Origin of the sequence: Eisenbergiella porci (assembly GCF_009696275.1) — a bacterium.
Taxonomy (GTDB): domain Bacteria; phylum Bacillota; class Clostridia; order Lachnospirales; family Lachnospiraceae; genus Eisenbergiella; species Eisenbergiella porci.
Genome location: NZ_VUMI01000015.1, coordinates 17893 through 43900 on the forward strand (window position 1 = coordinate 17893; position 26008 = coordinate 43900).

The 26008-nt window shown below is 51.7% G+C and carries 26 protein-coding genes and 1 other annotated feature; of the genes, 24 read left to right on the forward strand and 2 right to left on the reverse strand.

Annotated features, from left to right (window positions below; all coding sequences use genetic code 11):
• Nucleotides 1-37: 37 nt before the first annotated feature.
• Complete coding sequence (locus FYJ45_RS10860; RefSeq protein WP_154464596.1) at nt 38-1510, forward strand: glycoside hydrolase family 32 protein; 1473 nt, start codon at nt 38-40, stop codon at nt 1508-1510.
• 130 nt (nt 1511-1640) lie between these two features.
• Here the strand turns inward: FYJ45_RS10860 and FYJ45_RS10865 are convergent, their stop codons facing one another.
• On the reverse strand, nt 1641-4481 hold the full coding sequence (locus FYJ45_RS10865) for a transglycosylase domain-containing protein (RefSeq protein WP_154464597.1): 2841 nt from the start codon (nt 4479-4481) through the stop codon (nt 1641-1643).
• A gap of 243 nt (nt 4482-4724) precedes the next feature.
• On the opposite strand from FYJ45_RS10865, the gene FYJ45_RS33125 reads away from it, so the two are divergent.
• From FYJ45_RS33125 to FYJ45_RS10950, 16 genes are all read left to right on the forward strand, one after another.
• Nucleotides 4725-5039, forward strand: a complete 315-nt coding sequence (locus FYJ45_RS33125; protein ID WP_154464598.1) for a histidine kinase dimerization/phospho-acceptor domain-containing protein — start codon at nt 4725-4727, stop codon at nt 5037-5039.
• Nucleotides 4925-5365: a hypothetical protein gene (locus FYJ45_RS10875; protein WP_154464599.1), complete on the forward strand. Its 441-nt coding sequence runs from the start codon at nt 4925-4927 to the stop codon at nt 5363-5365. Before FYJ45_RS33125 ends, FYJ45_RS10875 begins: the two co-directional genes overlap by 115 nt.
• 108 nt (nt 5366-5473) lie before the next feature.
• Complete coding sequence (locus tag FYJ45_RS10880) at nt 5474-6658, forward strand: GGDEF domain-containing protein (protein ID WP_154464600.1); 1185 nt, start codon at nt 5474-5476, stop codon at nt 6656-6658.
• Nucleotides 6659-6758: 100 nt separating this feature from the next.
• On the forward strand, nt 6759-7118 hold the full coding sequence (locus FYJ45_RS29570) for a GNAT family N-acetyltransferase (RefSeq protein WP_195841777.1): 360 nt from the start codon (nt 6759-6761) through the stop codon (nt 7116-7118).
• Between the two features lie 112 nt (nt 7119-7230).
• Nucleotides 7231-7776 (forward strand): methylated-DNA--[protein]-cysteine S-methyltransferase, encoded by a 546-nt coding sequence (locus tag FYJ45_RS10890; protein ID WP_154464602.1) that lies wholly within the window; start codon nt 7231-7233, stop codon nt 7774-7776.
• 191 nt (nt 7777-7967) lie between these two features.
• Entirely contained in the window at nt 7968-8774 is an 807-nt protein-coding gene (locus FYJ45_RS10900) for an alpha-hydroxy acid oxidase (protein ID WP_321170218.1), read from the forward strand.
• A 646-nt stretch (nt 8775-9420) separates the two neighbouring features.
• Nucleotides 9421-11130 (forward strand): ABC transporter substrate-binding protein, encoded by a 1710-nt coding sequence (locus FYJ45_RS10905; protein ID WP_195841778.1) that lies wholly within the window; start codon nt 9421-9423, stop codon nt 11128-11130.
• Between the two features lie 50 nt (nt 11131-11180).
• Nucleotides 11181-12131 (forward strand): ABC transporter permease, encoded by a 951-nt coding sequence (locus FYJ45_RS10910; protein WP_154464666.1) that lies wholly within the window; start codon nt 11181-11183, stop codon nt 12129-12131.
• Nucleotides 12128-12943 (forward strand): ABC transporter permease, encoded by an 816-nt coding sequence (locus FYJ45_RS10915; RefSeq protein WP_154464603.1) that lies wholly within the window; start codon nt 12128-12130, stop codon nt 12941-12943. Before FYJ45_RS10910 ends, FYJ45_RS10915 begins: the two co-directional genes overlap by 4 nt.
• 90 nt (nt 12944-13033) lie before the next feature.
• Nucleotides 13034-14044 (forward strand): ABC transporter ATP-binding protein, encoded by a 1011-nt coding sequence (locus FYJ45_RS10920; protein WP_025491331.1) that lies wholly within the window; start codon nt 13034-13036, stop codon nt 14042-14044.
• Nucleotides 14031-14705, forward strand: coding sequence for an ABC transporter ATP-binding protein (locus FYJ45_RS10925; RefSeq protein ID WP_117544704.1), 675 nt, complete (start codon nt 14031-14033; stop codon nt 14703-14705). Before FYJ45_RS10920 ends, FYJ45_RS10925 begins: the two co-directional genes overlap by 14 nt.
• Entirely contained in the window at nt 14674-15432 is a 759-nt protein-coding gene (gene larB / locus FYJ45_RS10930) for a nickel pincer cofactor biosynthesis protein LarB (protein WP_117544703.1), read from the forward strand. The genes FYJ45_RS10925 and larB overlap by 32 nt, the downstream gene beginning before the upstream one ends.
• Nucleotides 15433-15488: 56 nt before the next feature.
• Nucleotides 15489-16748, forward strand: coding sequence for a nickel pincer cofactor biosynthesis protein LarC (gene larC, locus FYJ45_RS10935; RefSeq protein WP_154464604.1), 1260 nt, complete (start codon nt 15489-15491; stop codon nt 16746-16748).
• A gap of 89 nt (nt 16749-16837) precedes the next feature.
• On the forward strand, nt 16838-17674 hold the full coding sequence (gene larE, locus FYJ45_RS10940) for an ATP-dependent sacrificial sulfur transferase LarE (RefSeq protein ID WP_154464605.1): 837 nt from the start codon (nt 16838-16840) through the stop codon (nt 17672-17674).
• Between the two features lie 63 nt (nt 17675-17737).
• Nucleotides 17738-18253, forward strand: coding sequence for a hypothetical protein (locus FYJ45_RS10945; protein WP_154464606.1), 516 nt, complete (start codon nt 17738-17740; stop codon nt 18251-18253).
• Complete coding sequence (locus FYJ45_RS10950; protein ID WP_235930764.1) at nt 18253-18450, forward strand: diguanylate cyclase domain-containing protein; 198 nt, start codon at nt 18253-18255, stop codon at nt 18448-18450. Before FYJ45_RS10945 ends, FYJ45_RS10950 begins: the two co-directional genes overlap by 1 nt.
• Before the next feature lie 75 nt (nt 18451-18525).
• Here the strand turns inward: FYJ45_RS10950 and FYJ45_RS10955 are convergent, their stop codons facing one another.
• Nucleotides 18526-18825: a DUF3892 domain-containing protein gene (locus FYJ45_RS10955; protein ID WP_154464608.1), complete on the reverse strand. Its 300-nt coding sequence runs from the start codon at nt 18823-18825 to the stop codon at nt 18526-18528.
• A gap of 225 nt (nt 18826-19050) precedes the next feature.
• On the opposite strand from FYJ45_RS10955, the gene FYJ45_RS10960 reads away from it, so the two are divergent.
• The 7 genes from FYJ45_RS10960 to FYJ45_RS10990 all read left to right on the forward strand — a co-directional run bounded on the left by FYJ45_RS10960 (nt 19051) and on the right by FYJ45_RS10990 (nt 26004).
• On the forward strand, nt 19051-19467 hold the full coding sequence (locus tag FYJ45_RS10960) for an RrF2 family transcriptional regulator (protein WP_154464609.1): 417 nt from the start codon (nt 19051-19053) through the stop codon (nt 19465-19467).
• 208 nt (nt 19468-19675) lie between these two features.
• Complete coding sequence (locus FYJ45_RS10965; RefSeq protein WP_154464610.1) at nt 19676-19951, forward strand: hypothetical protein; 276 nt, start codon at nt 19676-19678, stop codon at nt 19949-19951.
• A gap of 16 nt (nt 19952-19967) precedes the next feature.
• Complete coding sequence (locus FYJ45_RS10970; protein WP_154464611.1) at nt 19968-20558, forward strand: hypothetical protein; 591 nt, start codon at nt 19968-19970, stop codon at nt 20556-20558.
• A gap of 92 nt (nt 20559-20650) precedes the next feature.
• Nucleotides 20651-21976, forward strand: coding sequence for a sodium-dependent transporter (locus FYJ45_RS10975; RefSeq protein WP_154464612.1), 1326 nt, complete (start codon nt 20651-20653; stop codon nt 21974-21976).
• A gap of 68 nt (nt 21977-22044) precedes the next feature.
• On the forward strand, nt 22045-22869 hold the full coding sequence (locus tag FYJ45_RS10980) for an MBL fold metallo-hydrolase (protein WP_154464613.1): 825 nt from the start codon (nt 22045-22047) through the stop codon (nt 22867-22869).
• Between the two features lie 73 nt (nt 22870-22942).
• Nucleotides 22943-23225, forward strand: a binding site (T-box leader).
• Nucleotides 23226-23408: 183 nt separating this feature from the next.
• Nucleotides 23409-24794 carry a TrpB-like pyridoxal phosphate-dependent enzyme gene (locus FYJ45_RS10985; RefSeq protein WP_154464614.1) on the forward strand — a complete coding sequence of 462 codons (1386 nt, stop codon included), beginning with the start codon at nt 23409-23411 and terminating at the stop codon, nt 24792-24794.
• Between the two features lie 241 nt (nt 24795-25035).
• Complete coding sequence (locus FYJ45_RS10990; RefSeq protein ID WP_154464615.1) at nt 25036-26004, forward strand: alpha/beta hydrolase; 969 nt, start codon at nt 25036-25038, stop codon at nt 26002-26004.
• Nucleotides 26005-26008: the final 4 nt, after the last annotated feature.

A 26008-nucleotide genomic window follows, 5' to 3' on the forward strand; every position in this document is an offset into this window, starting at 1 on the left:
AATAAAGAACGGTTATCAAGTATTAAGGAGAACGCAGATGAGCAGAGAATTGGATAAAGCAAGAGAATATGAAGCCGGGAAGAAGGAGCAGATACCGTCGGAACAGAAATGTGTATTCCACCTGACACCGCCGGTGGGCTGGATCAACGATCCCAATGGATTTTCCAGGTATCAGGGCGAATATCATTTGTTTTACCAGTACTATCCCTATGGCACTTCCTGGGGCCCCATGCACTGGGGGCATCAGAAAACAAAGGATTTTATCAAATGGGAGCTGGTTCCCTGCGCCCTGGCGCCTGACACGGAATATGACGGGCAGGGCTGTTTTTCAGGGAGCGCGGTGGAGCACGACGGAAAACATATCCTGATGTATACCAGCGTCTATGACAGGCTGCAGGAGGACGGAACACATAAAATAAGGCAGACCCAGAGTATTGCCATAGGCGACGGCGTCAACTACGAAAAGCTGTCCTGCAATCCGGTTATCAAAAGTGACGCCCTGCCTGAGGGAAGCTCTGTGGTGGATTTCCGCGATCCGAGAATCTGGAAGGAAAAAGATACCTTTTATTCCGTAATTGGAAGCCTGGACGCGGATGGAAGCGGGCAGCTGGCCCTGTTTTCTTCGGCGGATGCCGTGAAATGGCAGTTTAAAAGCATTCTTGACGCCAACGGCGGCAGATATGGAAAGATGTGGGAGTGCCCGGATTTCTTCCCGCTGGACGGCAGCCATGTGCTCATTGTGTCGCCGCAGTTTATGAGAGCGGAGGGGCTGGAATTCCATAACGGGCATAATTCCATATATTTTGTGGGAAGCTTTGATGAGGAAAACGGTAAATTCCATAGAGGCAAGGCAAAAAGCCTGGATTTCGGGATGGATTTTTATGCGCCGCAGACGGTGGAAACTGCAGACGGCAGAAGGGTGATGGTCGGCTGGCTGCAAAGCTGGGATAATTATCTTACCCCGGAGGAGTTTGAGTGGTCCGGAATGATGACTGTTCCCAGAGAACTGAAGCTTAAGAGTGGGAAACTGATACAGAATCCTGTCAGGGAACTGGAAAATTACCGCAGGAATGAGGTTGCCTGCAGGGATGTGAGGCTGTGTGAGGCAGACGGCCAGCGCAGGCTTCCCGGAATCAGTGGAAGAGTCCTGGATATGACGCTGGATGTGGACGGGCGCAGGGCCTCGTCCTTTACAGTTCATCTGGCTTCAGACGGAGATTATGTGACTACAGTAAGCTATGATGTGAATCAGGGGACGCTGACCACGGACAGAACCTACAGCGGGCAGCGTAAGGACATGATCTGCAGCCGGACCATGTATGTGGATCAGAAGGATGGCTGTATCCGGCTGAGAGTGCTTCTTGATAAATATGCGCTGGAGCTTTTCGTGAATGATGGGGAACAAGCGATGACCTCTTTGCTGTATACGCCTCTTGAAGCGGATGGAATCGCCTTTTCCTGTACGGGAGAAGCCGTGTTTGACATAACAAAATACGATATTATTGTATAAATCAGGCAGCGGTTTGCATGTGCAGCTGCCGGACAGCAGGATGACAGAGATAAAAAAAGTCCCGGGAGATTGGCGATGGCCGCCATGGAGCTCCCGGGACTTTTTATTTTTCCATACTGTATTTACTGATTTACTGGCCGGGTGTTCCGGCCTGCTGGTCCTGTTGCTGCTGAAGCGCATGGGCATTCTGCAGGGCCATAATCTGAGAATTCAGGTTGTCGATTTCCTGCTGCGCCTGGGTGATTGCGTTCTGCGCCGCCGCCTGGCTGTCAGGATCGGTTGCCGCCGCTGCCTGCTGCTGGGCATTGAGAAGCACTGCCTGCGCGTTCTGCAGGGCTGCCTGCAGGTTTGCCATCTGTGCATCGTAATTGGCCAGCATATGCCTTGCATCCAGCTCCAGCTGCTGCTGGGCGATTATCGCATTGGCATTGGGATCAGCGAAGAATGCGGCATTATGAGGACACTGGTTAGCTGCCGTACCGTCCGCGTTCTGGTTAACATTGCCGCTGAGCGCCGCATCCAGTGCAGGGGTCATGGTTACCGTACCGGGCACGCCGAAAGGACAGAATTCCGTGGCGGGCAGGCCGGAATATTCACATACCATTCCCTGATAGTGTACATCGCAGGTTTCCGTGGGCACCGTTCCCTTGGCAAAATACTCCGTTTTCAGAGTCTCATCACACATACCCGGAATCGGCAGCTTGCCGGACTGGGAACATACGGTGGCGGTAACGATATCCGCAGGTACATTAAAGGCCTTGTTTTCCAGATTCTCATGTATCTTGCTCATAGTGGCGCGCCATAAGGTTTTCGCCAGGTTCCTTTCACCGTTCTTGCCGGAAAGCTTGGCGTTATTGTCATAGCCTGTCCAGGTGGTGCAGGTGTAGTAAGGCGTGTAGCCTGCAAACCATACATCGTTGTAATCGGAGGTCGTACCTGTTTTTCCTGCAATGGACATGCCGCCGAAGTTGACGCTTGTGCCGGTACCGGAGGTAACAACATCCACCATGGCGTCCGTCAGAAGGAAGGCAGTGCTTTCCTTGATAACCTGACGGCTTTCCCCTGCGGTGTTGTCAATCAGGATATTTCCGTCGTGATCCACGATTTTGGTATAAAGCTTGGGCTTAATATAGGTGCCGCCGTTTGCGATAGTAGCATAGGAAGCATTCAGCTCCATGTTGGTAACGCCATGGGTGATGCCGCCCAGGGCAAGTGACTGCTGAATATCGGAAAAAATCTGTCCGTTACGTTCTTCGCTTTCCACCAGGGTGGTAAAGCCGAAATTCTGAAGGTAATCATATCCCAGCTGCGGCTTGATGGAGGTCAGCGTCTTAACCGCTATAATGTTCAGGGAGTCGCGGATACCATCCCGGAGAGAACAGATTCCGCGGTAGCCGGAGCTGTACCAGTTGGATACCGGCTTGCCGTTGGCATAGTTAAACGGCGCGTCCACAAATACATCCGCCAGGGTCAGCCCCGCGCTGTCAAGAGCCGGCGCGTAGGTGGATACGATCTTAAAGGTGGAACCGGGCTGTCTGGTGGTGGAGGTGGCGCGGTTTAACGTACGGTTGGCTTCCTTTGCGCCGCGGCCTCCTACAAGGGCAACAACATTTCCGGTGGACTGATCCTCAATGGTCATGGAAATCTGCGGCTGGGGCGTCATGGAAATTTTCTCCGCAAGCACCTCGTCCCCATCCTGAAGAAGGGATGCTTTATAGTTCTCGGCTGCCGCATAGGCATCGTCCTGGGAGGAGAAAAGCAGAGGATATTTTTTATCGCTTCCGTTCTGCTTCAGATAATCCTCCAGCATTTCCTTGCTGTAGTTATTGGTTTCCCCGTTGGCGTGCTGGATGGTCAGCTGGTAATTCAGATACCAGGTAGTGCCGTCGGGATAGTTCTCCTCATTGGAGCATACTTCGTCGCAGATAGCCTGGATGGTGGGATCCTGCGTGCTGTAAATCTTCAGGCCGCCGCTGTAAAGCAGGGAAAAAGCCTGGGTTTCCGAATAGCCTGCAGCTTCCAGATCCTCCATGACCATTTCCGTTAATGCATCCACAAAATAGGAGTTGATGGCTGTTTCGCCAGTTTCCTCATTTACAATCTGTATGCGGGAATAAACGTCGTCACCCAGCGCTTCGTCGAATTCAGACTGGCTGATGTAGCCCTGCTCCAGCATGTCGCCCAGCACTTTTTCCCGGCGTTCCGCATTTTTCTCAGGATGGGTGATGGGATTATATCTGGAAGGATTCTGGGTAATGGCGGCAATTACAGCGCACTCGGAGAGATTCAGCTCCCATACATTTTTACCGAAATAACGCTTGGAAGCCGCCTGCACACCCAGGGTGTTCTGCCCCAGGTTGATGGTGTTCATGTAGTTTTCCAGGATTTTATCCTTATCCATCTGCTTTTCCAGCATGATGGCAAGGTACTGCTCCTGGATTTTACGCTTTACCTTGACCGCAAAGCCTTTTTCACTTTCACTTGTCCAGCTTGTAAGAACGTTGTTCTTAATCAGCTGCTGGGTGATGGTACTGGCGCCCTCGGAAAAATGTCCCGAAGTCAGGCCGATGAAACCGGCACGGATAATACCTTTGATATCAATTCCGTTATGTTCGTAAAAACGTGCGTCCTCGATTGCCACGAAAGCATGCGCCAGATTCTCAGGAATCTTGTCCATGCTTACAGGAACACGGTTGGAGCCTTCCGCATCCAGCTTGGCAATCTGATTGCCCTCCGCATCATAAACAAAGGTGGAAAAGCCGCTGGGCGACACATCGATATCCGTATCCGGCGCTGACGCCAGAATGCCCTTTACAACTCCCAGACCGCCGCAGATACCGATAATTCCCACGGCCAGAATGAGCAGAAGAATGGCTTTAAAAAAGGTAAGAGCAAATCGCTTGCTCCATTTTTTTGATTTGGAACGCAGTGCCTTTTTTTTCTTTGCGGCACCTCTTTTGCCATAATTCATGAAATTATGCCTCCTTAAGTTAAAACAGGAAGTTTTATGGAACCAGTATCCACAAAAAAACACCTGTAATGTCCCATTTCAGGGCTTTTTTCGACAGATCCAAAATGGCATTACTTATCTGATTATAGCAAATATAGGCAGGTAAATAAAGGTTTTTCTTCCATTTTAAGAATTGTTCACAATAATATACATTTTTAAACATAGGGGTGAGCTGAATCGCTTGCTGATAACAGATGCAGGCGGATGCTTGTTAATATATCCCATGATCTGAAAACGCCCCTCACCGTGGTGTACGGATATGCGGAGATGCTGCTGGCTCCGGAGCAAAACCTTGCGCCTGCCGTCAGGACAAAGGTGGAAAAAATATATGCCAAAACCAGGGATGTGCTGGATATGCTGCTGCTCTTTTTTGATTTGGCAAAATGGAGTCAGGCGAGCTGCAGATGGAGAAGGCGAAAATCGATGTGTGCGAAATCTGCCGAAGCGAGCTGGCGGGGCTCCGTATTTATCAGGACCTGCCCTTTGATGAAATCAGCAGGCTGCTGCTGGTTTCCCTGATTACCTTCGTGGGGTATACGGTGTCTAATCTTGTTTATATTGTATCGGTAACCCTGATTAACAACTGGAAAAACATGGTCCCCCAGCATATTTCCCTGCAGATGGCTGCGGAAGCGGTGCCGGGGATCCTTCTGGAGGGCGTTCTGCTCTGCGGCATCAGCCTTCTTGCCCTGCCCTTCGGTATGCGGAAAAAATCAGTATCCCAGACGATTGTGGCGGCGTCCATAATCAGCATGGTGCTTAACGGAGGCTTTGGGGACAACGTAATTGGAAATTTATCCCTCAGGCGGGGGCGGACTGCTGTCTGCGGAGCGATAGAAGAATGAAAAAATGTCAAGTATCATTACCAATTCTCACCACAGTATGCTATAATTCCAGTAAGAATGTTTAAAGTGAAGGGGCTGGAGTATACATAAGAGGAGAGGGTACGAATTTTGAATAATAAAAACAAGGGACATAAGATTCGGTTCAACCGGGTGGATGTGCAGGTTTTCCTCATGACGGCTGTCATTGTGGTGTTTGCCTGCGGGCTGATTTTCCTGGTTAATTACAGTCTTTCCTACGGCAGTATGATTACCGCGCTGAAGGAACGGGCTGAAAATATACATAAATACCTGGAAAATTATCTGGATGTGAGCATGTTTTATGACCTGAATGTAAAAGAGGACGGGGAGCAGCCGGTTTACGACAGTTCCCACACAATTCTGGAAGCTGCGCGAAAGGCCACGGGGGTACGTTATCTTTATACTGCCAAAGTGACAAAGGACGGTGATTTTATTTATCTGGTGGATGGTCTTTCTGAAGACAGCCCTGATTTCCGTTATGTGGGGGATGCCATAGAGCCTGAGTGCATTGCGGACATGAAACGGGCGATGGCGGGAGAGACCGTGTTCCCCGGCCAGATTAACAAGACGACATGGGGGCCTGTTTTTATTTCCTATTTTCCGATGCATGACGGGGAGCAGGTTATCGGTGTGCTGGGAATCGAATTCGATGCCGGGACGGAATATCAGGCTTTCCGGTTTATGAAAATAGCCACGCCTGTGGTGATTTTGATGTCCTGTATTGTGGCCGCTGTGATTGCGGTGCTTCTGTTCCGGAGGATTTCCAATCCTTCTTACAGGGATATATTCAATTCGGACATGCTTACCGGACTGAAAAACAGGAATGCCTTTGAGGTGGATCTGCACAACCGGGAACAGCAGGGGAAAAAAGAGGGGCTGGTCATACTTTCCTTCGATTTGGACCGGCTGAAGGATGTGAATGATACCTTCGGGCATGGATGCGGGGATGATTATCTGAGAGTCAGCAGCGGTATCATACAGGATGCTATCTATGGCAAATGTGTGCTGTACCGGATCGGCGGAGATGAGTTTATCGCAATGATCCAGGACGTAACGCAGGAAGAGGTAGAGGATATGCTGCGGGAAATCCGCGTTATGGCAGAGCAGGAGAGCCAGAGCAGAAGGTTTGATATCAGTATTTCGGCCGGCTACGCTTTTTATGATGCGGCGCAGGATAAGACGCTTAATGATACCCTTAAACGTTCCGACGCATGTATGTACAGGAATAAAAAGGAGAATGAGGGCATCATTGATCACGAACAGATGCAAAGTTAGGATAAAGGATTCCGGGTCCCGGAGTATGCGGGAGCCGGGATTTGTTCTGTTCATATTGTTTGCCGCACTTAAGTTTTTCTGGAAAAACAGGCAGAGAATATTGTCTTTAAGCCTGGTTGCAGAAGTGGAGCAGCAGGTGGTTGGGCACATTATATGCAGCAAAGCGGTGGTCCGAAAAGAAGAAATAACGCTGCCGGTCCTGAATTTCGGCCCTCTCAGCGTTTTGCCCGAATATCAGCGGAAGGGTGTAGGGAAGGCGCTTATAAACGGGATGCTGGAAAAAGCAAAAGCAGAGGGTCATGGAGCCATTCTATTTTTCGGCCGGCCGGAGTATTATCCGCAGTTTGGATTTAAGGAAGCTTCTGTGTATGGGATTTCGGATTGTGAGGGATATAATTTTTCCGCCTTTATGGCAATGGAGCTGATTCCGGGTTATTTACTTCCGGCAAAGGGCGGGTGATATTATGAATCCGATATCTACAATGATGATCTGCACCGTGAAGAGGTGAAGGAGTTTGACAAGACTTTTTAGGCGGGAAGAGTATTTATAATAGGAAGAAAAGGGGAGCAGCATGTATTATTCAACAACATATCCTTCTCCTGTGGGCTTATTGACCCTGGCCTGTGATTTGACCGGCAGCAAGCTTGTGGGGGTATGGCTGGAGGTGCAGAAATATCATGGGAATACCATTATGGACGGCATGACGGAAAAAAGCGGCATGCCTGTATTCGACAGGACGAAGGATTGGCTGGACCGCTATTTTGATGGGGAAAAGCCCGTGGCAGACGAACTGCCGCTAGCGCCTGTGGGCAGCAAATTCCGTCAGGAGGTATGGCGTATTTTATGTGAAATTCCATATAGTGAGGTGATTACCTATGGGGATATCGCAAAGAAAATGGCTGCAAAGATGGGAAGAACAAGCATGTCGGGCCAGGCAATCGGCGGTGCGGTGGGGCATAACCCTGTTTCCATTATTATTCCATGCCACCGGGTAGTAGGGGCAAATGGCAGCCTGACCGGGTATGCGGGAGGTATTCCTGCCAAAATAAAGCTGCTTGAACTGGAAGGCGTGGATATGTCCCGGTTATTTGTGCCGAAGAGGGGCACGGCGTTATAAGGGCTGTGTCCGTTGAAATAAAAAAGAAAGGAAATTAAAAAATGAAGAAGAAAGCAATTATCAGCAGTATTATCACTGTACTGTGTATCGTAGCAGCAGTGGTTCTGCGGATTGCCAAGAGCAGGTTAGCTTAGGTTTACTGCCTTTATAAGTTCGTTATAAAGCAATAAATACATAGGGAGGAATTAAAAATGGGAGAAGAAAAAAGAACCAATCCCGGAGATTCCAACAGAATCACGAGGGAATATATGGACTCACTGCTGTTGGAAATGCGTCATCTGGACGGAAAGCTGCCGGTGACGGAAATGGAGCTTTACGGGGAAACGTTTGCCACGCCGGTAATGACAGCCGCCCTGTCCCACCTGAATAATGTACATGAGACAGGGATGGCCGGACTGGCGGAAGGCGCGCATCTGGCCGGAACCGTAAACTGGGCCGGCATGGGTGATGAAGAGGAGCTGGAAAGAATCACGGCCACAGGGGCGCGGACAATTAAGATTATCAAGCCCTATGAAGACAACGATTATATTATCAGCCGGATCAGACATGCAGAAAAATGCGGTGTCCTGGCGGTGGGGATGGACATGGATCATGCTTTTTCCTGGAAGGGAACCTATGATAACGTCTGCGGCATGCAGATGAAGGCGAAATCCCTGGAGGAGCTGAAGGAATTCGTAAAGGCGACGAAGCTGCCGTTTATTGTAAAAGGCGTATTGAGTGAGCGGGACGCATATAAATGCCTGGAGGCGGGAGTGCAGGGAATCGTGGTTTCCCATCACCATGGAATTATGGATTACGCAGTGCCTCCGTTTAAAATCCTGCCTTCTATTGCAAAAGTAATACAGAAGCAGATTCCTGTTTTCGTGGACTGCTGCATTGAGAGCGGCGCGGATGTCCTGAAAGCGCTGGCGCTGGGCGCGGATGCGGTCTGTGTGGGAAGAGCGCTCATGGGGCCCCTGGGAGAGAAAGGTCCTGAGGGAGTGCGGGAAAAGATCTAATCCATTACGGAAGAGCTTGCAGGGATGATGGCACATACGGGCTGTGAGGATCTGGCGCATATTGACCCTGAGATCATCTGGAACAGATAAAGAGCATGCATTAAGATCCTGAAAAAGGACAGTATTTGTCGGGATAATCGAAATGTGCAATTCATAATTTGTTCATAAAACAGACATAAAAAATTCATTTGTATTGGAGCCTGCTCCAGGTGATAAAATGAATTACATGTAACAGTTCAGACAGGGCTGTATATCTTTCAATTACATCAGGCCGGGCAGGAAAATATTGACTGCCGGAGGATGCGGATCTATACTTAATAACTGTAGCTGGCAGGAGGGCGGCATTCCAAGAATGCATATAATGTACCGAAGTACAGTTCCCTCATTTCTGCATATACAGGTACAATTCGCTGAACATCTGGGAAGCAGCGGTGCTTCCTGCATTTTTATAATAATTTTAATGATGGAACTATGGATGCCATGAAGGCGTTGGATTCCTTAAGGGAAGCATACTTCACGGCATCCGTTTTTGTTTGGCGCCCGAACGGATGTGTGGATGAAATAGCATGTATAAAATCCGGCGTATGTTTTTCCGGGAAGCTCTTCCGGGAAGAAATATCTGACACAAATGGGAGGACAACGACAAATGAAAAAGAAAACAATAGTAGCATTTATTTTGACTGTGAGCCTTGCTGCAGCCGCGCTGTCCGGCTGCGGCAGCAGTGCGGAAAACGGCAACATGGGAAACGGCAGCAGTGCGGAAAACGGCAGCAGTGTGCAGCAGGACCCGGTACAGTCAGGACAGGCAGCAGAAGCGCAGGGAACGGCGGCTGAGAGCGCCCAGGGGGAATCCGGGCAGGCAAAGGATTCCGTAATTGTAACCATGCCGTCCACCTCGGAGCCGGAGGCGGGCTTTGATCCTGTTTATGGCTGGGGTGCGGGTGAGCATGTGCATGAGCCGCTGATCCAGAGCACATTGACGACTACCACGGCAGATTTAAAAATAGGGAAAGATCTGGCCACGGATTACTCTGTCAGCGAGGATGGGCTTACCTGGACGGTAACAATACGGAACGATGTGAAATTTACGGACGGAGAGCCGCTGACAGCCTCCGATGTGGCTTTTACCTACAACCTTTGTGTACAGAACAGCAGCGTTAATGATTTTACCATGCTGAAGGAAGCTGTGGCTTTGGATGATACTACGGTGGAATTCCACATGAATACGCCTTTTTCCATCTGGCCTTATACCATGGCTATTGTGGGAATTGTGCCGGAGCATGCTTATGATGAGAATTACGGGCAGAACCCTATTGGCTCGGGCCGTTACCTTATGAAGCAGTGGGATAAGGGGCAGCAGGTGATTTTTGAAGCGAACCCGGATTATTATGGCGAGGAAATCAAAATCAAAAAGCTTACCGTTTTGTTCATGGATGAGGATGCGGCGCTGGCAGCAGCTATGGCCGGCCAGGCAGATGTGGCGCATACGGCGGCGTCCTATGCGGATCAGGTGATTGACGGTTATCAGCTGCTCCGGGTGGCCAGCGTGGATAACAGGGGGATTAACCTTCCCACAGTATCACCGCAGGAGCGGGACGGTAAACCCATTGGCAATGCGGTAACCTCCGATGCGGCGGTGCGCCGTGCCATTAATATAGGAATTGACCGTGAAGAAATGATTGACAATGTGCTCAATGGCTATGGTACGCCGGCCTACAGCGTATGTGACAAGATGCCCTGGTATAATCCATCGGCGCAGGTGGCATATGATCCGGACGGTGCGAAGCAGCTGCTTGAGGAAGCCGGCTGGACGCAAGGCAGTGACGGCATCCGGGAAAAAGACGGGGTGAGGGCGGCCTTTTCGGTGATGTATACCCCCGGGGATTCGGTGCGCCAGGCCCTGGCCGAGGATCTGGCAAACCAGTTAAGGGAGCTTGGCATTGAGGTGACAACGGAGGGCGCAGGCTGGGATGTGGCTTATGATAAGGCGCAGGCGCAGCCCCTGGTATGGGGATGGGGGGCGCATACCCCCATGGAGCTTTATAATATTTACCATACCCTTCCGGCCACAGGAAGTGCGGAATATTCTCCTTATTCCAATAAAGCAGTGGATAATTACATGGATGGTGCATTGAAGGCAGGGGATCTGGAATCCACCTATGAGCTGTGGCAGAAGGCACAGTGGGACGGGAAAACCGGAGTTACCCAGGAGGGGGATATCCCCTGGGTATGGCTCTGTAATGTGGATCATCTTTATTATGTAAGGGACGGCCTGCAGGTGGCCGGACAGAAAATCCATCCTCATGGGCATGGATGGTCAATCGTCAATAATGTGGATCAGTGGGAGTGGAAATAAACGTGAAAGAGAACCGTCTTATAAGACGAATCGGGAAAAAATTCATAAGAATGCTTCTGCTTCTGGTCACGGTGAGCATTGTAACCTTTACCCTGGTAAGCATGTCGCCCATTGACCCGCTGCAGGCCAATGTGGGACAGGCGGCGCTGGGCGCCATGAGCCAGGAGCAGAAGGCCCGGCTGGAGGAGTACTGGGGGGTGAACACCCCTCCGGTACGCCGCTATCTGAACTGGGCAAAGGCTTTCCTTTCCGGGGATATGGGAACCTCCCTGCTTTACAGACAGCCGGTTTCCCGGGTGATCGGCGTGAAGCTGGCCAATTCCCTGTTCCTTATGGTGATTGCCTGGCTGATTTCCGGTATCCTGGGACTGCTTTTGGGGATGCTTGCCGGTATCTTCCGGGGAACCTGGATCGACAGGGTGATCAGAGGCTATTCCCTGTTGATTTCCAGTACGCCTGTGTTCTGGCTGGCGCTTCTTCTGCTTCTTGTCTTTGCCGTGTGGCTGAAGGTGCTTCCCATCGGCTTAAGCGTGCCAATCGGCGTGGAGGCGTCGGGGGTGACCTTTTTTGACAGGGTACGCCATGCCGTGCTCCCTGCAATTACCTTAAGCATTACAGGCGTTGCGGGAATTACGCTGCATACCCGGGAAAAAATGATAGATGTCATGGAAAGCGACTATATGCTTTTTGCCCGGGCAAGGGGGGAAAGTACCTGGACCATGGTAAAAAGGCATGGCCTGCGCAACATCCTGCTTCCGGCAATGACGCTCCAGTTCGCTTCCGTCAGTGAAATCATCGGCGGCTCCGTCCTGGTGGAGCAGGTTTTTTCCTATCCGGGCCTGGGGCAGGCGGCGGTTACGGCGGGTATGGGGAGCGACGTGCCGCTGCTGATGGGAATTACGCTGGTGACGGCGGGCATCGTTTTTCTTGGTAATTTTATTGCCGATGTGCTTTACGGTGTGATCGATCCCCGTATGAGGAAGGGAGGGGAGCCTTCATGAACCGGAGAAAAAGAACCCTGCTGGTTTTCGGCCTGGCACTTCTTTTCCTGGCGGCGGTGACGTTGTCCGGAATGCTTTGCCATGATGCAGCGCGAAAGACGGATTTCAGCGTAAAAAACCTGCGTCCCTGCGGATTGTATCTGTTCGGTACGGATTGGCTGGGGCGGGATATGCTGGCCCGCACTCTGACAGGGCTTTCCATGAGCATCCGCATCGGACTGTGCACCGCGGGAATCAGCGCCTGCATCGCTCTGGCGCTGGGTATCATGTCCACCGTGCTGGGGAGCCGGGTGGACGCTGTGATTTCCTTCCTGATTGACACCATTATGGGAATTCCCCATATCCTTCTGCTGATTCTGGTTTCCTTTGCCTTTGGAAAGGGCTTTAAGGGCGTGGTGTTAGGTGTGGCGCTGACGCACTGGCCGTCCCTGGCCAGAGTTATCCGAAGCGAGGTCATGCAGCTTAAGGACAGCGAATACATTCAGGCGGCGGCCCGGCTGGGACAGGGAAAGCTTACCATTGCCGTAAGGCATATGCTGCCCCATCTTTTTCCCCAGTTCGCGGTGGGGCTGATACTGATGTTTCCCCATGCCATCCTGCATGAGGCCAGCATCACCTTCCTTGGCTTCGGCCTTACCTCCGAGCAGCCTGCCATCGGCGTCATTTTGTCGGAAAGCATGAGGTACCTGATTACGGGGAAATGGTGGCTTGCCGTGCTTCCCGGCGTCATGCTGGTATTGACGGTAGAGCTGTTTGACGTGGCGGGGAATGCGCTCAGGAGGCTGCTGGATCCGTCCAGCGTGCAGGAATAGGGAGGCTTAGGCGGTAACTGTGAGGGTAAGCTGCATTTCCAAAAATAACATTTTTAGAAATAACATTTTCAGAAATAAGCGAGGCGGAACATGAGCTGTTCGGAGAAATTTCATATATTGGAAATCAGGGATCTGTCCGTTTCCTTCCGGCAGTATGACAAGGGGACGAGACAGGTGGATCTTCCGGTCATATCAAGGCTGAACGTGGCGGTGCATGAAGGGGAAATCGTAGCGGTGGTAGGCTCCAGCGGCTCAGGGAAAAGCCTTCTTGCCCACGCGGTCATGGGGCTGCTTCCCTCCAATGCACGGTGCGGCGGGGATATTTATTTCCTTCAGGAGCCGCTGACGCCAAAGAGGCTTGCGCATATCAGGGGAAAAGAGATTGCGCTGGTGCCCCAGAGCGTCACTTACCTGGACCCTTTGATGAAGGTGGGAAAGCAGGTGCGTGGAGGAAGGAAGGATCGGGAAGCCGGGAAGCGGCAGCAGGCGCTTTTTTCACAGTATGGCCTGCCGGAGGATACGGCGGAAAAATACCCCTTTGCCTGTTCCGGCGGAATGAGCCGGCGGATTCTCCTGGCAACGGCCCTGATGGAAAATCCAAGGCTGATCATAGCGGACGAGCCGACCCCGGGCATGGAACTGGCGCTGGCAAAAAAAGCGATGGAGGATTTCCGGCGGTTTGCGGATGCGGGAAACGGCGTGCTGCTGATTACCCATGATATCGAACTGGCGCTGGAGGTGGCGGACAGAATCGCCGTTTTTTATGCGGGGACAACGGTGGAGGAAGCGTTGGTGGGAGATTTTGCCTCCCAGGAGCTGCTGCGCCACCCTTATACCAGGGCTTTATGGAGGGCCATGCCCCGGAACGGCTTTACTCCCATTGACGGTGTGCAGCCTTATGTCAAGGATCTGCCGGAAGGCTGTGTATTCGGGCCGAGGTGTCCGGATTTCTCTCCGGAATGTCTGGGGGAGATTCCGGAACGGGTGGTGCGCTGCGGTACGGTGCGCTGCATCAAATGCAGGGAGGATGATTCCCATCACCACCATGGAAAGGGATTGGAATCGGCGGTAAAGGAGGCCAATGGACATGCTGGAAGCTGAAAATATTTTTTTCTCCTATCAAAAGGGAGAACCGCCGGTGCTCAAGGGCGTCAGCCTCAGCGTGGGCCCCGGGGAGCGGGTGGGCGTGCTTGCGCCCAGCGGTTATGGAAAAACGACGCTGATGAAAATACTGGCAGGATATCTGCAGCCGGATGCAGGCCGTGTACTTGTGGATGGGAAACCGCTTCCTGCAAAAGGCTACTGTCCGGTGCAGATGGTCTGGCAGCACCCGGAAAGGGCGGTGAACCCCCGCCTTACACTGCGCAAAACGCTGGCGGAGGGCGACGGCATTGACCGCAGGCTGGAAGAAGGGCTGGGGATTGAAGAAGACTGGAAGGGCCGCTTTCCCCAGGAACTGTCCGGCGGGGAGCTGCAGCGTTTCTGCATTGCCAGGGCGCTGGGAAGGCGTACCAGGTATCTGATTGCGGACGAAATCAGCACCATGCTGGATCTGATTACCCAGGGGCAGATATGGAATTTCCTCATGGAGGAGACGGCACGGCGGCAGATTGGCATGCTGGTGGTCAGCCACAGCCGGGAGCTTCTGGATTACGTATGCACCAGGCAGGTGGAACTGAAAGGGCTGCAGGGAACGGAGTTGTTGAAAACAGGCAGACAGGAGAAGACGAATGGATACACAGGAAATTTTAATGCAGTTTAAAAACGGGGAAATGTCACTGGAGGAAGCGGAGGCTTATCTGAAGCGTCAGCCTTTTGAGGATATGGGATATGCCAAGTTGGATTCCCACAGAAAGCTGCGTTCCGGTTTCGCGGAGGTTATTTTCTGCAGCGGCAAGGCGGATGCCCATCTGAAGGAGATTTTCAGACATTTGTATGAGGAAGAAGGGGAGGTGCTGGGAACGAGGGCGTCGCTTTCTCAGTACGAATTGATTAAGAAGGAATTTCCCCAGGTACAGTATGATGAGATTTCCCACATCCTCAAGATTGAAAAAGAAGGGAAGAAGAGGATTGGCAGGATTGCCGTGTGCACGGCAGGTACGGCGGATATTCCCGTGGCGGAGGAAGCGGCGCAGACGGCGGAATATTTCGGCTCAAATGTAGACCGTATTTATGATGTGGGAGTGAGCGGTATTCACAGGCTGATGTCCCGGCTGGATGTGATACAGAGCGCCAACTGCGTGGTTGCGGTGGCGGGGATGGAAGGGGCGCTGGCCAGCGTCATCGGCGGGCTGGTGAGCAATCCGGTGCTGGCCGTGCCCACCTCGGTAGGCTACGGCGCCAATATGCACGGGCTGTCCGCGCTTCTGACAATGATTAATTCCTGTGCCAACGGGATTGCGGTGCTCAACATCGACAACGGCTACGGCGCAGGTTATATGGCGACGCAGATCAACAGGCTGGCGGTACGGCAGGGTGATGGTGTATAATATACGGCAGAGGACAGAAAAACGGAGCCTGCGGGTGCAGGCGGACAGGAGCATAAATGGACGAAATTTTATATTTGGAATGCCTTTCCGGCATCAGCGGTGATATGACGGTGGCGGCCCTGCTGGATTTGGGGGCTGACGAGGAGGTGCTGCGCAGGGCGCTTTCCAGCCTGCCGCTTAGCGGCTTTTCCGTTGAAATCAAAAGGGTTGTGAAATCAGGGCTGGATGTATGTGATTTTAATGTGGTGCTGGATGAGGCGCATGAGAACCATGATCATGATATGGAGTATCTTTACGGCAACGGAGAACATCACGGACATCACCATCATCATCATGAGCACCGCGGCCTGAAGGAAATCCTTCATATCATAGATCATGCTGAAATTTCAGACCGGGCAAAGGAAACTGCCTGCCGCATTTTCCGGATACTGGCGGAAGCGGAATCAGCCGCCCATGGCGTTCCGGCGGAGGAGGTCCATTTTCATGAGGTGGGCGCGGTGGACTCCATTGTCGATATCGTAGCGGCGGCGGTGTGCCTGGATAATCTGAATATCACCAGGGCTGTGGTGCCCTTGCTCTGCGAAGGCAGCGGCTTTGTCAGATGCCAGCACGGCATGATTCCCGTACCGGTACCCGCGGTTGCAAACATTGCCGGGGCCAACGGGCTGAAGCTGAAGCTGACGGAAATTCAGGGAGAGCTGGTCACACCCACCGGAGCGGCCATTGTGGCTGCGGTGAAGACGGATGATAAGCTTCCGGAAGCCTTTACCATAGTGAAAACAGGAATGGGAGCGGGCAAACGCAGCTACGAACGCCCAAGCATACTGCGGGCGATGTTGATCCACGGTGAGGAGAGCAGAAAGGATACCATCTGCAAGCTGGAAACAAATATCGATGACTGCACCGGCGAGATGCTGGGATATGTCATGGACAGGCTGTTTGAAGAAGGAGCGAGGGATGTGCATTACATTCCCGTGTTCATGAAGAAGAACCGCCCTGCCTACCAGCTGAATGTTATCTGCTCCGAAGAGGATGCGGACAGGCTGGAACGGGTTATTTTTGCGGAAACCACTACCATCGGCATCCGCAGGCTATGTATGGAAAGGACTGTGCTGCCAAGAGAGGTAATACAGGTCGGCACACCTCTGGGCCAGGCATCCGTAAAGGTATGCAGGCTGGAGGGGGAAAACAGATACTATCCGGAATATGCGGATGCCGCCAGGCTGAGCAGGGAACATAAACGCCCCTTTATGGAGGTTTATGAAATGATAAAGTCGGCCTGTCCGGAAAAACAGGACGTGCAGCCTGCGGAATAAATGTCCGGACACGCTCCGTACAGGGGATGCGCAGACATGCCGGCGTATTTGCTGCACGGTTAAAAGGAAGTCTTTTAAAAGGAGTATTCATGGAAGGGACAGAGGAAAAGAGACAGAAACTGACGGAAATGATGGATAAGCTTGCCGGAGAGGATATCATGGTGGCGTTTTCAGGAGGCGTGGACAGCAGCCTCCTGCTGAAGGCCGCCTGTGACAGCGCAGGCCAGACCGGGAAAAAAGTATATGCGGTTACCATACAGACCGCCCTTCACCCGACGGAGGATATTGAGGTGGCAGGACGTGTGGCAAAGGAAATGGGGGCCGTCCATGTGATTCTGTCCGTAGACGAGCTGGCGGAGGCCGGAATTGAAGACAATCCGGTTGACCGCTGCTACCGCTGCAAAAAACTTCTTTTTCAGAAAATGAAGAAGAAGGCGCAGGAGCTGGGCGTCCCGGTGATTGTGGAGGGAACCAATGCAGACGACCTGACGATGTACCGTCCCGGCATCCGGGCGATCCGGGAGCTGGGCATTACCAGCCCGCTGGCCCTTCTTGGCATCGCCAAGGAGGAGGTGCGTAAGTTTGCCGGGGAATATGGGATTTCCGTTTCCAACCGGCCTTCAGCCCCCTGTCTGGCCACCCGTTTCCCCTATGGAACCAGGCTGAATATGGATAAAATGAAACAGGTGGATCAGGGGGAAGCTTATCTGCGCAGCCTGGGACTTTATAACGTGCGCATCCGTGTGCATGGGGAGGTTGCCAGAATCGAAGTTGACGAAAAGGATATGCCGGCGGTACTGGCACACAGAAAAGATCTGGTTTCCAGACTGGAAGCGCTGGGCTTTCTGTATGTTACACTTGACTTGAAGGGATTCCGTTCGGGCAGCATGGATACGGGCCTGGATGCGGAAACGGATGAATACTGATTGTAACAGCCCGGTCCCTGTTTGAACTGTTACGGCTGATTAAGTAAAAAGCAGGATGATAAAATGGACAGAAGTGAAAAAGCGATTTTTACCAATATGTGCATGGTGTACGATGACAACGATTCATTCTACCAGTTTTCCGATACGGTGCTGTTTGATTATGATATCCGGCGTGATATTATCCGGTTTACTCCCAATGCGGACAGGCTTTTCAGAATTCATGGCCTGGTGCAGAAGGATTTCCTGAAAAATATGGGGAACAGATATATTTACGGCGGTGATATTGAGGAAGTCAGCCAGCTGTTTTCCGGTCGGCTGAAGAAGGATAAAAATGAAGTCCGCGTCAGGCTGATGTATCCTGACAGGGATAATTATTTCTGGACGCTGATCCAGTACCGCTATGATTACAAAAAGGGAACCATTTCTTCCGTAGTTGGTAAGATTACGGACATTGAGGAACAAAAAAGGCATGAGGAGTATCTTCTGGAAATGTCGGAGACAGACGGCCTGACCGGTCTGCGCAACAAGCTGGCCACAGAGGTTGAAATCCACTGGCAGGAAAGAAGGCAGAGCTTTTGATGCAGCATCTGAAGCTGGGCATGGAGCAGGGGATACCGCCATTATCCGTGAGCATAGGGATTTCCAGGCGCCCGGAGGACGGAAGACAGTTTGTGGATCTGTTTAATGCGGCGGATCGCGCCATGTATGAGGCGAAAAGGAAAGGGAAAAACTGTTACTGCTTTTCCAGGCCGTATGGAACAAGGACGGATAGGTAAAACGCCGGGAACCCGGCGGCGGGCATAAAGCCCGCGCGCCTTAATCAGTGAAGCATTGTCCTGCCAGGAAGTATTTTATTCCGGGGTAACGGAGGGTAGGGAGCTTAAGTTGTTGTTTTCTGTTTCGTCAGGGATGGATTTCAGATATTCGGTATCCTTTCGGTGGGCGATGCCGACGCCCCTGATTTCTCCGTCCTTTGCCAGGGCAACGCCTTCTTCCCTGGAAACCGTGGAGCCGTCGGAGAGCTGATAGCCGGTGATACGGCCGCTTTCCTTTACAAGACCCACGATATCCTTTGCATCACTTTTGGTCTGCGGAATGCTGTCCAGCGCATTTTTTGCCAGTGCAGAATCCGGTATCTCGTTATTATCCATGGTCAAATGTCCTTTCTTTCCAAAGCGGCCTGCCATATAGGGGCCGCGGTGTTGTTTCTCAGTTGCCGGCAGTTACAATACAGTCCCGGATGAACTGTGACAATTAGTATCCGCAGTGCAAAAAAAGTTATTCAGATAACCGGCGGAATGTGATATGATATTGTTTTCAGGCAATAACTGTAAAGGACAGTTATTTCAGATATTAAAAAATGTGAGGGAGCAGATATGACAAGTGAGTTTGGCATGGCGGTTCATGCGCTTACCTTTTTAAACCATAAGGGGGAAATGGTTTCCAGCGAGGTGCTGGCGGAAAATATATGTACCAATCCGGCCCGTGTGCGCAAGGTTATGGCGAAGCTGAAAAGAGCGGGGCTGGTAACTACCAGGGAAGGGCTGGATGGAGGCTATTTATTCAACGGGCCTGCGGATAAGGTGACGCTTAGCATGATTGCGCAGGCGGTGGAGGCCAGGTTTGTTTCTTCCTCCTGGAAGAGCGGGAACCAGGATATGGACTGCCTTGTGGCTTCGGGGATGGCCGGCCTTCTTGACAGAATTTACGATCAGCTGGATCGCCGCTGCTATGAAAGGCTGGAAAGACTGACAATTGAAGACATAAACGGAAAAATTTTCGGTGCCGGGTGACGAGCCTGGCTTTACCTTGTAAGGAGGGAAGGGGAAATGCGCGTTTCAAAGGCATCGGAGGAAAGAAGGCAGGAGGATGCACTTTTTGACGGGGCGCTGGAAAATTATGCCGGACGGCTGGCTGAGCAGATGGGGGAAGCGATCAGGGACGGTCGGACAACGCTGCGGGAAAAGGTCATGAGTACGCAGTCTTTCATCCATATTGAGGATGACGACAGCTATTATTATAAAATTTTTAACAGCCCGGACAAAAAAAGGCGTCTATCAGAAGCTTTCGCTGAAGGTGGCGGAGCGGCTGGTGCCTCATGTGACGGATGCGATCACGGAGGAGATGAAGCTGGGGCGTCTCACTGCGGTGGAGGATCCGGAAACGGTAGCTTCCTTTTGTGTCTACGGGCAGCTGGGGATATTATTCCGTGAAGATATCAGCGGCCTCCAGAAAGCGGAGAGGATCAGAAAGTTTGTTGCAGGACAGATACGGTAGGAAAAGGTGAGGGGCAATGGATAACAGGGACGGGTTGGAAAATCAGCTCTATAAGGCCGACTGGCTGAAGGAAGTACTGCAGACCGGCCGGATTGGCATGTGGATCGTGGAAGTGGATAATGAGACGGGAGAGTTTCGGATGTATCCGGATGAGCAGAACCGGAATGTCTCCTGCATTTACCAGTGGGCGGACAAGGCTATGGGGTATCATGAGACGGAGCCGTTTTACTTAAGCCGGGAGGATCTGGAGCATATCCTCAGTGTTTACTCGGCAGACGGAACCAGTACGGAAATGCTTATTTTCCATCAGCATATGATGCCCAGCGTGCTGCACGCCGCGTTCTGGAATGAGGGGACGTATGAAGGCGCCTTCTGCTGGGAAAAGAAGGAAGAGGGCTATGAATGGACGGATGAGGAGAAGCGGCTTATCAAGGAACTGGCCCGGATTATCAGCTCCTTTACCATGAAAGCGAGGGCGGATGCCGTCAGCCAGGCCAAGACGGATTTCCTTTCCCGTATGTCCCATGAGATCCATACGCCATGCCGGTCATGGACGGCCTGCAGGCAACAAGGTTTATACGCATGTCGGGAAAGGAAGACAGCGTGAGCATCCCTATTATCGCCATGATCGCCAATGCCTTCAGCGAGGATAATGAGAGGGGTACTGAACAGTTACAACTATTCAAATACGGAGGATTTATGAGTAACGGACAACATAAAAACGGGAATTTTACATCAACGTTAGGCTTTGTGATTGCCTGTGTGGGATCGGCAGTAGGGCTGGGAAATATCTGGATGTTTCCCTACCGCCTGGGACAGTACGGAGGGGCAGCCTTTCTGATTCCCTATCTGCTGTTTATCCTGTTGTTCGGCTGGGTCGGGCTGTCGGCGGAGTTTGCAGTGGGCAGAAAAGCACGGACCGGGACCATAGGGGCTTATGGCTATTGTTTTGCGGCCAGGGACAGGGAAAAGACAGGAAAGGTGCTGGGCTGGTTCCCGCTGCTTGGCTCCCTTGGTATTGCTATCGGCTATTCCATTGTACTGGGCTGGGTGCTGCGTTCCCTTGCAGGGGCGGTAACGGGAAGCCTGTTTGAAACGGATGCTGCGGAGTATTTTGCACAGGCCACGGGGGCCTTCGGAAGCGTTCCCTGGCATTTTATCATTGTGGCGGTGGTTTCCGTGATTCTTCTGACGGGAGTGACCAAAGGGATCGAAAAAGTGAGCAAGGTTATGATGCCCCTGTTTTTTGTATTATTTGTGATACTGGCGGTGAGGGTGGCCTTCCTGCCGGGGGCGGCCAAAGGCTATGAGTTCCTGTTTGTGCCCAGATGGGAGGCGCTTCTGAAGGTGGATACCTGGGTTATGGCCATGGGACAGGCTTTTTTCTCCCTTTCGATTACAGGCTCCGGCATGATTGTATACGGCGCTTATCTGGATGATAAGGTGGATATTCCGGGGGCTTCGGTGCGGACGGCATTGTTTGATACGATGGCGGCGCTGCTTTCGGGGCTGGCTATAATGCCGGCGGTGTTTGCCTTCGGCATCGATGCGGGCAGCGGCCCGTCCCTGATTTTCATCACGCTTCCGGGCGTTTTCCGGCAGATGCCCATGGGAAGACTGTTTGCGGCCTTTTTCTTCCTTTCCGTCAGCTTTGCGGGAATCACGTCCCTTATCAATATGTTTGAGGCGGTTATAGAAAGCTGGCAGACACAGTTCCGGATTTCCAGGTTCCTGTCCACGCTGCTGTGCGGCGGCATTACCTTTCTGGTGGGAGTATTTCTGGAGGAGGAAAGCAGGACAGGAACATGGCTGGATACGGTATCTATCGCCATCGTGCCTCTGGGGGCCGTCCTGGGGGCCGTGTCAGTTTATTATGTGCTGGGCTATCCGAAAATCCGGGAGGAACTGGAAAAGGGACATAAGGGAAAATTATCAGACGCTTTTGGATTTACGGCAAAGTATATTTATGTGCCGCTGACAGTACTGGTATTGATTCTTGGATTTGTATATAAGGGAATTGGATAATATTTGTTAAAAAATAAAGCAAAGTGAGAATTTTACTTTATTATTTTAAAGGAAAAGAAGGTGCGGAGATGGAAATTACGGTATTAACGGAAAATACGGTAAGCCGCCGGGGCCTGCTCGCGGAGCATGGCCTTTCGGTACTGGTGGAAGAGGGAAGGAAACGCATCCTGTTTGACACGGGGCAGAGCGGCGTTTATATACATAATGCAGAACAGCTGGGTATCAGCCTGGAGGGGCTTGACGCCATCGTATTAAGCCACGGGCATTATGATCATACGGGAGGCCTGCCGGAATTTCCCGGAGAGGTCAGCTGTCCGGTCTATCTGAGCGGAAAGGCTCTGGAGGATAAATGGTGTCTGGCAGGGGATGGTAAAGGGAACCGTTGTATCGGCGTGCCCTGGCGGGAGGATGCGCGGGAGCTGGAACGACTGCCTCTGGTATTTACCTGGGAACAGGAGGAGATTTTTCCCGGTATTTATCTGCTGGGACAGATTTCCACCACAGTGCCTTCGGAAATGGGGGAAAAGCCCTTCCGTATCCTGCAGAACGGCAGATATCTGCCGGATACCATGGAAGATGAGCAGCTTCTTGTGATCCGCACGCCTCAGGGGCTGGCCGTTTTTGCCGGCTGCGCCCATCCGGGTATTCTGAGCTGCGTGGAAAAGGTAAAAAGGACCTTTCCCGGAGAAAAGCTTTATCTTTTGCTTGCCGGGATGCATCTGCGCGGCTGTCCGCAGGAACGGGTGGAGGAAACCATTAAGGGTTTAAAGGAAGCGGGCTTTACGTATCTGATACCGCTGCACTGTACCGGGACGCTGGCCATTGCCCGGATGAAAATGGCATTCGGGAAGAGCTGCCTCATGGCGGAGGCGGGAAAGCGTTTTTCTTTGTAAGCGCAGGCAATAAGTATAAATTCCCTATTGACATATTCCTGAAATTGCTATAAGTTAGTTAGTAACAGAAAAGAAAAAACCTGTGAGAAAGAGTAGTAAGCATCCGGAGGAAATATCCCAGAGAGCCGCAGCTGGTGGAAATGCGGTATAGGAACTCATGCTGAATGGACTTTTGAGGCCGGCCTGAACATGGTAATTTACCCAGTAGGCGCCGGCGGGAATCCGGACCCGTTATCAGACCGGCGTGCATAGTTGTGCATGCATATGGCAGGACTGCAGTCCTGGCCGTATGGAAAGAGTGGACGAAGCGTCAATTTGAGTGGTACCGCGATAATAGGATTATTACCGCCTCAAGAATTTCCCTTGTCGGGAGATCCTGAGGCGGTTTTTTGTTTTTACAGGTAATCAGGTCCTGTGAAATCAAGCCCTAGTTCGCGTACAGAACGATACCGTCCCTTTCATTATCAAAAACCCGCCTTAAGAAAAAGGCGCTTTCCCCTGTCAGGTTGTCTGTCTATTTAAGAAAAGGAGATAAAACTATGGCAAACAAAGAAATTCCCTACAAAATCTATCTGGAAGAATCGGAGATGCCCAGGCAGTGGTACAATGTGAGAGCCGACATGAAGAATAAGCCGGCGCCGCTTTTAAATCCCGCAACCCTGCAGCCCATGACCTTTGAGGAGCTGCGTCCTGTATTCTGTGATGAGCTGGTAAAGCAGGAGCTGAATGATACGGATGCCTACATCGACATTCCGGAGGAAATCAGAAAATTTTATAAAATGTACCGTCCGTCACCCCTGGTAAGAGCGTACTGCCTGGAAGAGAAGCTGCAGACGCCTGCCAAGATTTATTATAAATTTGAAGGAAACAATACCAGCGGCAGCCACAAGCTCAATTCCGCCATCGCCCAGGCCTACTATGCAAAGCAGCAGGGACTGAAGGGCGTTACCACGGAAACCGGAGCCGGACAGTGGGGCACTGCGCTTTCCATGGCCTGTTCCTATTTCGGACTGGACTGCCAGGTATATATGGTAAAGGTATCTTATGAGCAGAAGCCCTTCCGCCGTGAAGTAATGCGTACCTATGGGGCAAAGGTTACCCCTTCCCCTTCTGAATTTACCGAAGTGGGAAGAAAGATTCTTATGGAGCATCCCGGAACCTCAGGAAGCCTTGGTTGTGCTATTTCTGAAGCGGTGGAAGCGGCTACCAAGCAGGAAGGCTACCGTTACGTACTGGGAAGCGTGCTCTCCCAGGTACTGCTTCATCAGACGATTATCGGTCTGGAAACCAAGACCGCGCTTGATAAATACGATATCGTGCCGGATATCATCATCGGATGTGCCGGCGGCGGCTCCAACCTGGGCGGCCTGATTTCCCCGTTTGTGGGAGAGGTGCTCAGGGGGGGAAAGGATTATAAATTCATTGCAGTAGAGCCTGCTTCCTGCCCCAGCCTTACCAGAGGAAAATATGTATATGACTTCTGTGATACCGGTAAGGTTTGCCCCCTGGCTAAAATGTATACGCTGGGTAGCGGCTTCATCCCTTCCGCCAACCATGCAGGCGGCCTGCGTTACCACGGCATGAGCTCTATCCTGTCCCAGCTGTACGATGATGGCTATATCGAAGCCCGCAGCGTGGAGCAGACAGCGGTATTCGAAGCGGCTGAGCAGTTCGCAAGAGTGGAAGGCATCCTTCCCGCTCCGGAAAGCAGCCATGCGATCCGCGTAGCTATTGACGAGGCGATGAAGTGCAAGGAAACCGGAGAAGAAAAGACCATCGTATTCGGCCTTACCGGAACCGGCTACTTTGACATGGTGGCCTATGAGAAATTTCATAATGGAGAAATGAAAGATTATATTCCCACCGATGCCGACCTGCAGTCTGGTTTCGACGGAATCCCCAGATTCCCGGGAAATAATATCTGATATAAAAACGGCGTCCCTCATAAATTGACAGCATGTCAATATTGAGGCGGCGCCGTTTTTTTTGTGGCTTATATTCCGGACGGATGGCTTGCAAGGATTTTAGCATAGTGATAAACTGAATACCAAAGACAACCGGAAATGCCGGGAGAATATTATCGCAGTTTGCGGCGGTCCGGCCTTTGGCGCAGCTGTGAGGGGACGGAACCGTTACTTTCTGCCATAAAAAAGGAGGGCAAGTTAATTGAACAGGAAAAAAGCAGGGATGATAGCGGCGGCGGCAGCTCTGCCAGCGGCGGTAATGGCCGGCGGCGTGGCCTTTTTCTTCAATTATTCCGTTGTAAGAATGAAAAAAAAGAAGAAGAAAAAGAAAAAAGTGCCTGAACTTAAGGCCGGGCAGGGCCTGACCTTTGACTGCTTCCGTGATAAGATAGACGAAGGTATAGCCTGGTTTAAGGCTCAGCAGCCGGAAAAAATCACGCTCACAAGTTATGACGGGCTGAGGCTGTCAGCCTATTTGCTTCCGGCACAAACGGATAGCAATAAAGTTCTTTTGCTTATGCACGGCTACCGGGCGGACGGGTATTCCGATTTTGCGGGGCTGTTTAAATTTTACCATGACCAGGGGTATCATCTTCTGGTGCCCCACCAGAGAAGCCATGCGGACAGCGAAGGAAAATATATCTGTTTTGGCGTTAAGGAACGGTTTGACTGTAAGATGTGGGCGGAATACGCTGTGCGCCGTTTTGGAAAGGACTGCAATCTGTATATGTCAGGAATTTCCATGGGCAGCTCAACGGTGCTTATGGCCGTGGGGCTGGGCCTGCCGGAGAATGTGAGGGGCATAATTGCGGACTGCGGCTTTACCAGCCCTTACGATATTTTCAGGCATGTGATGCAGCTTCAGTTTAAGCTGCCGCTGTTTCCGCTGATGAACCTGACCGAGGCGGTGAACCGGAAGAAAGCGGGTTTTGGCTATAAGGATGTTTCCACGCTGGATATTTTGAAAAACTGCAGCATTCCGATTCTGTTTATCCATGGAGAAAAGGATGAGTTCGTGCCCACGCAGATGACGCTGGATAATTATTCTGCCTGCGCAGGGCCGAAGGAACTGCTTATTGTGCCGGAAGCGGCCCATGGAACCTCTAATTTTGTGGAGCCGGTGCGTTATCGTGAAACGGTTCTCAGATTTATGAAGAAATATGAAAAATAAGAGT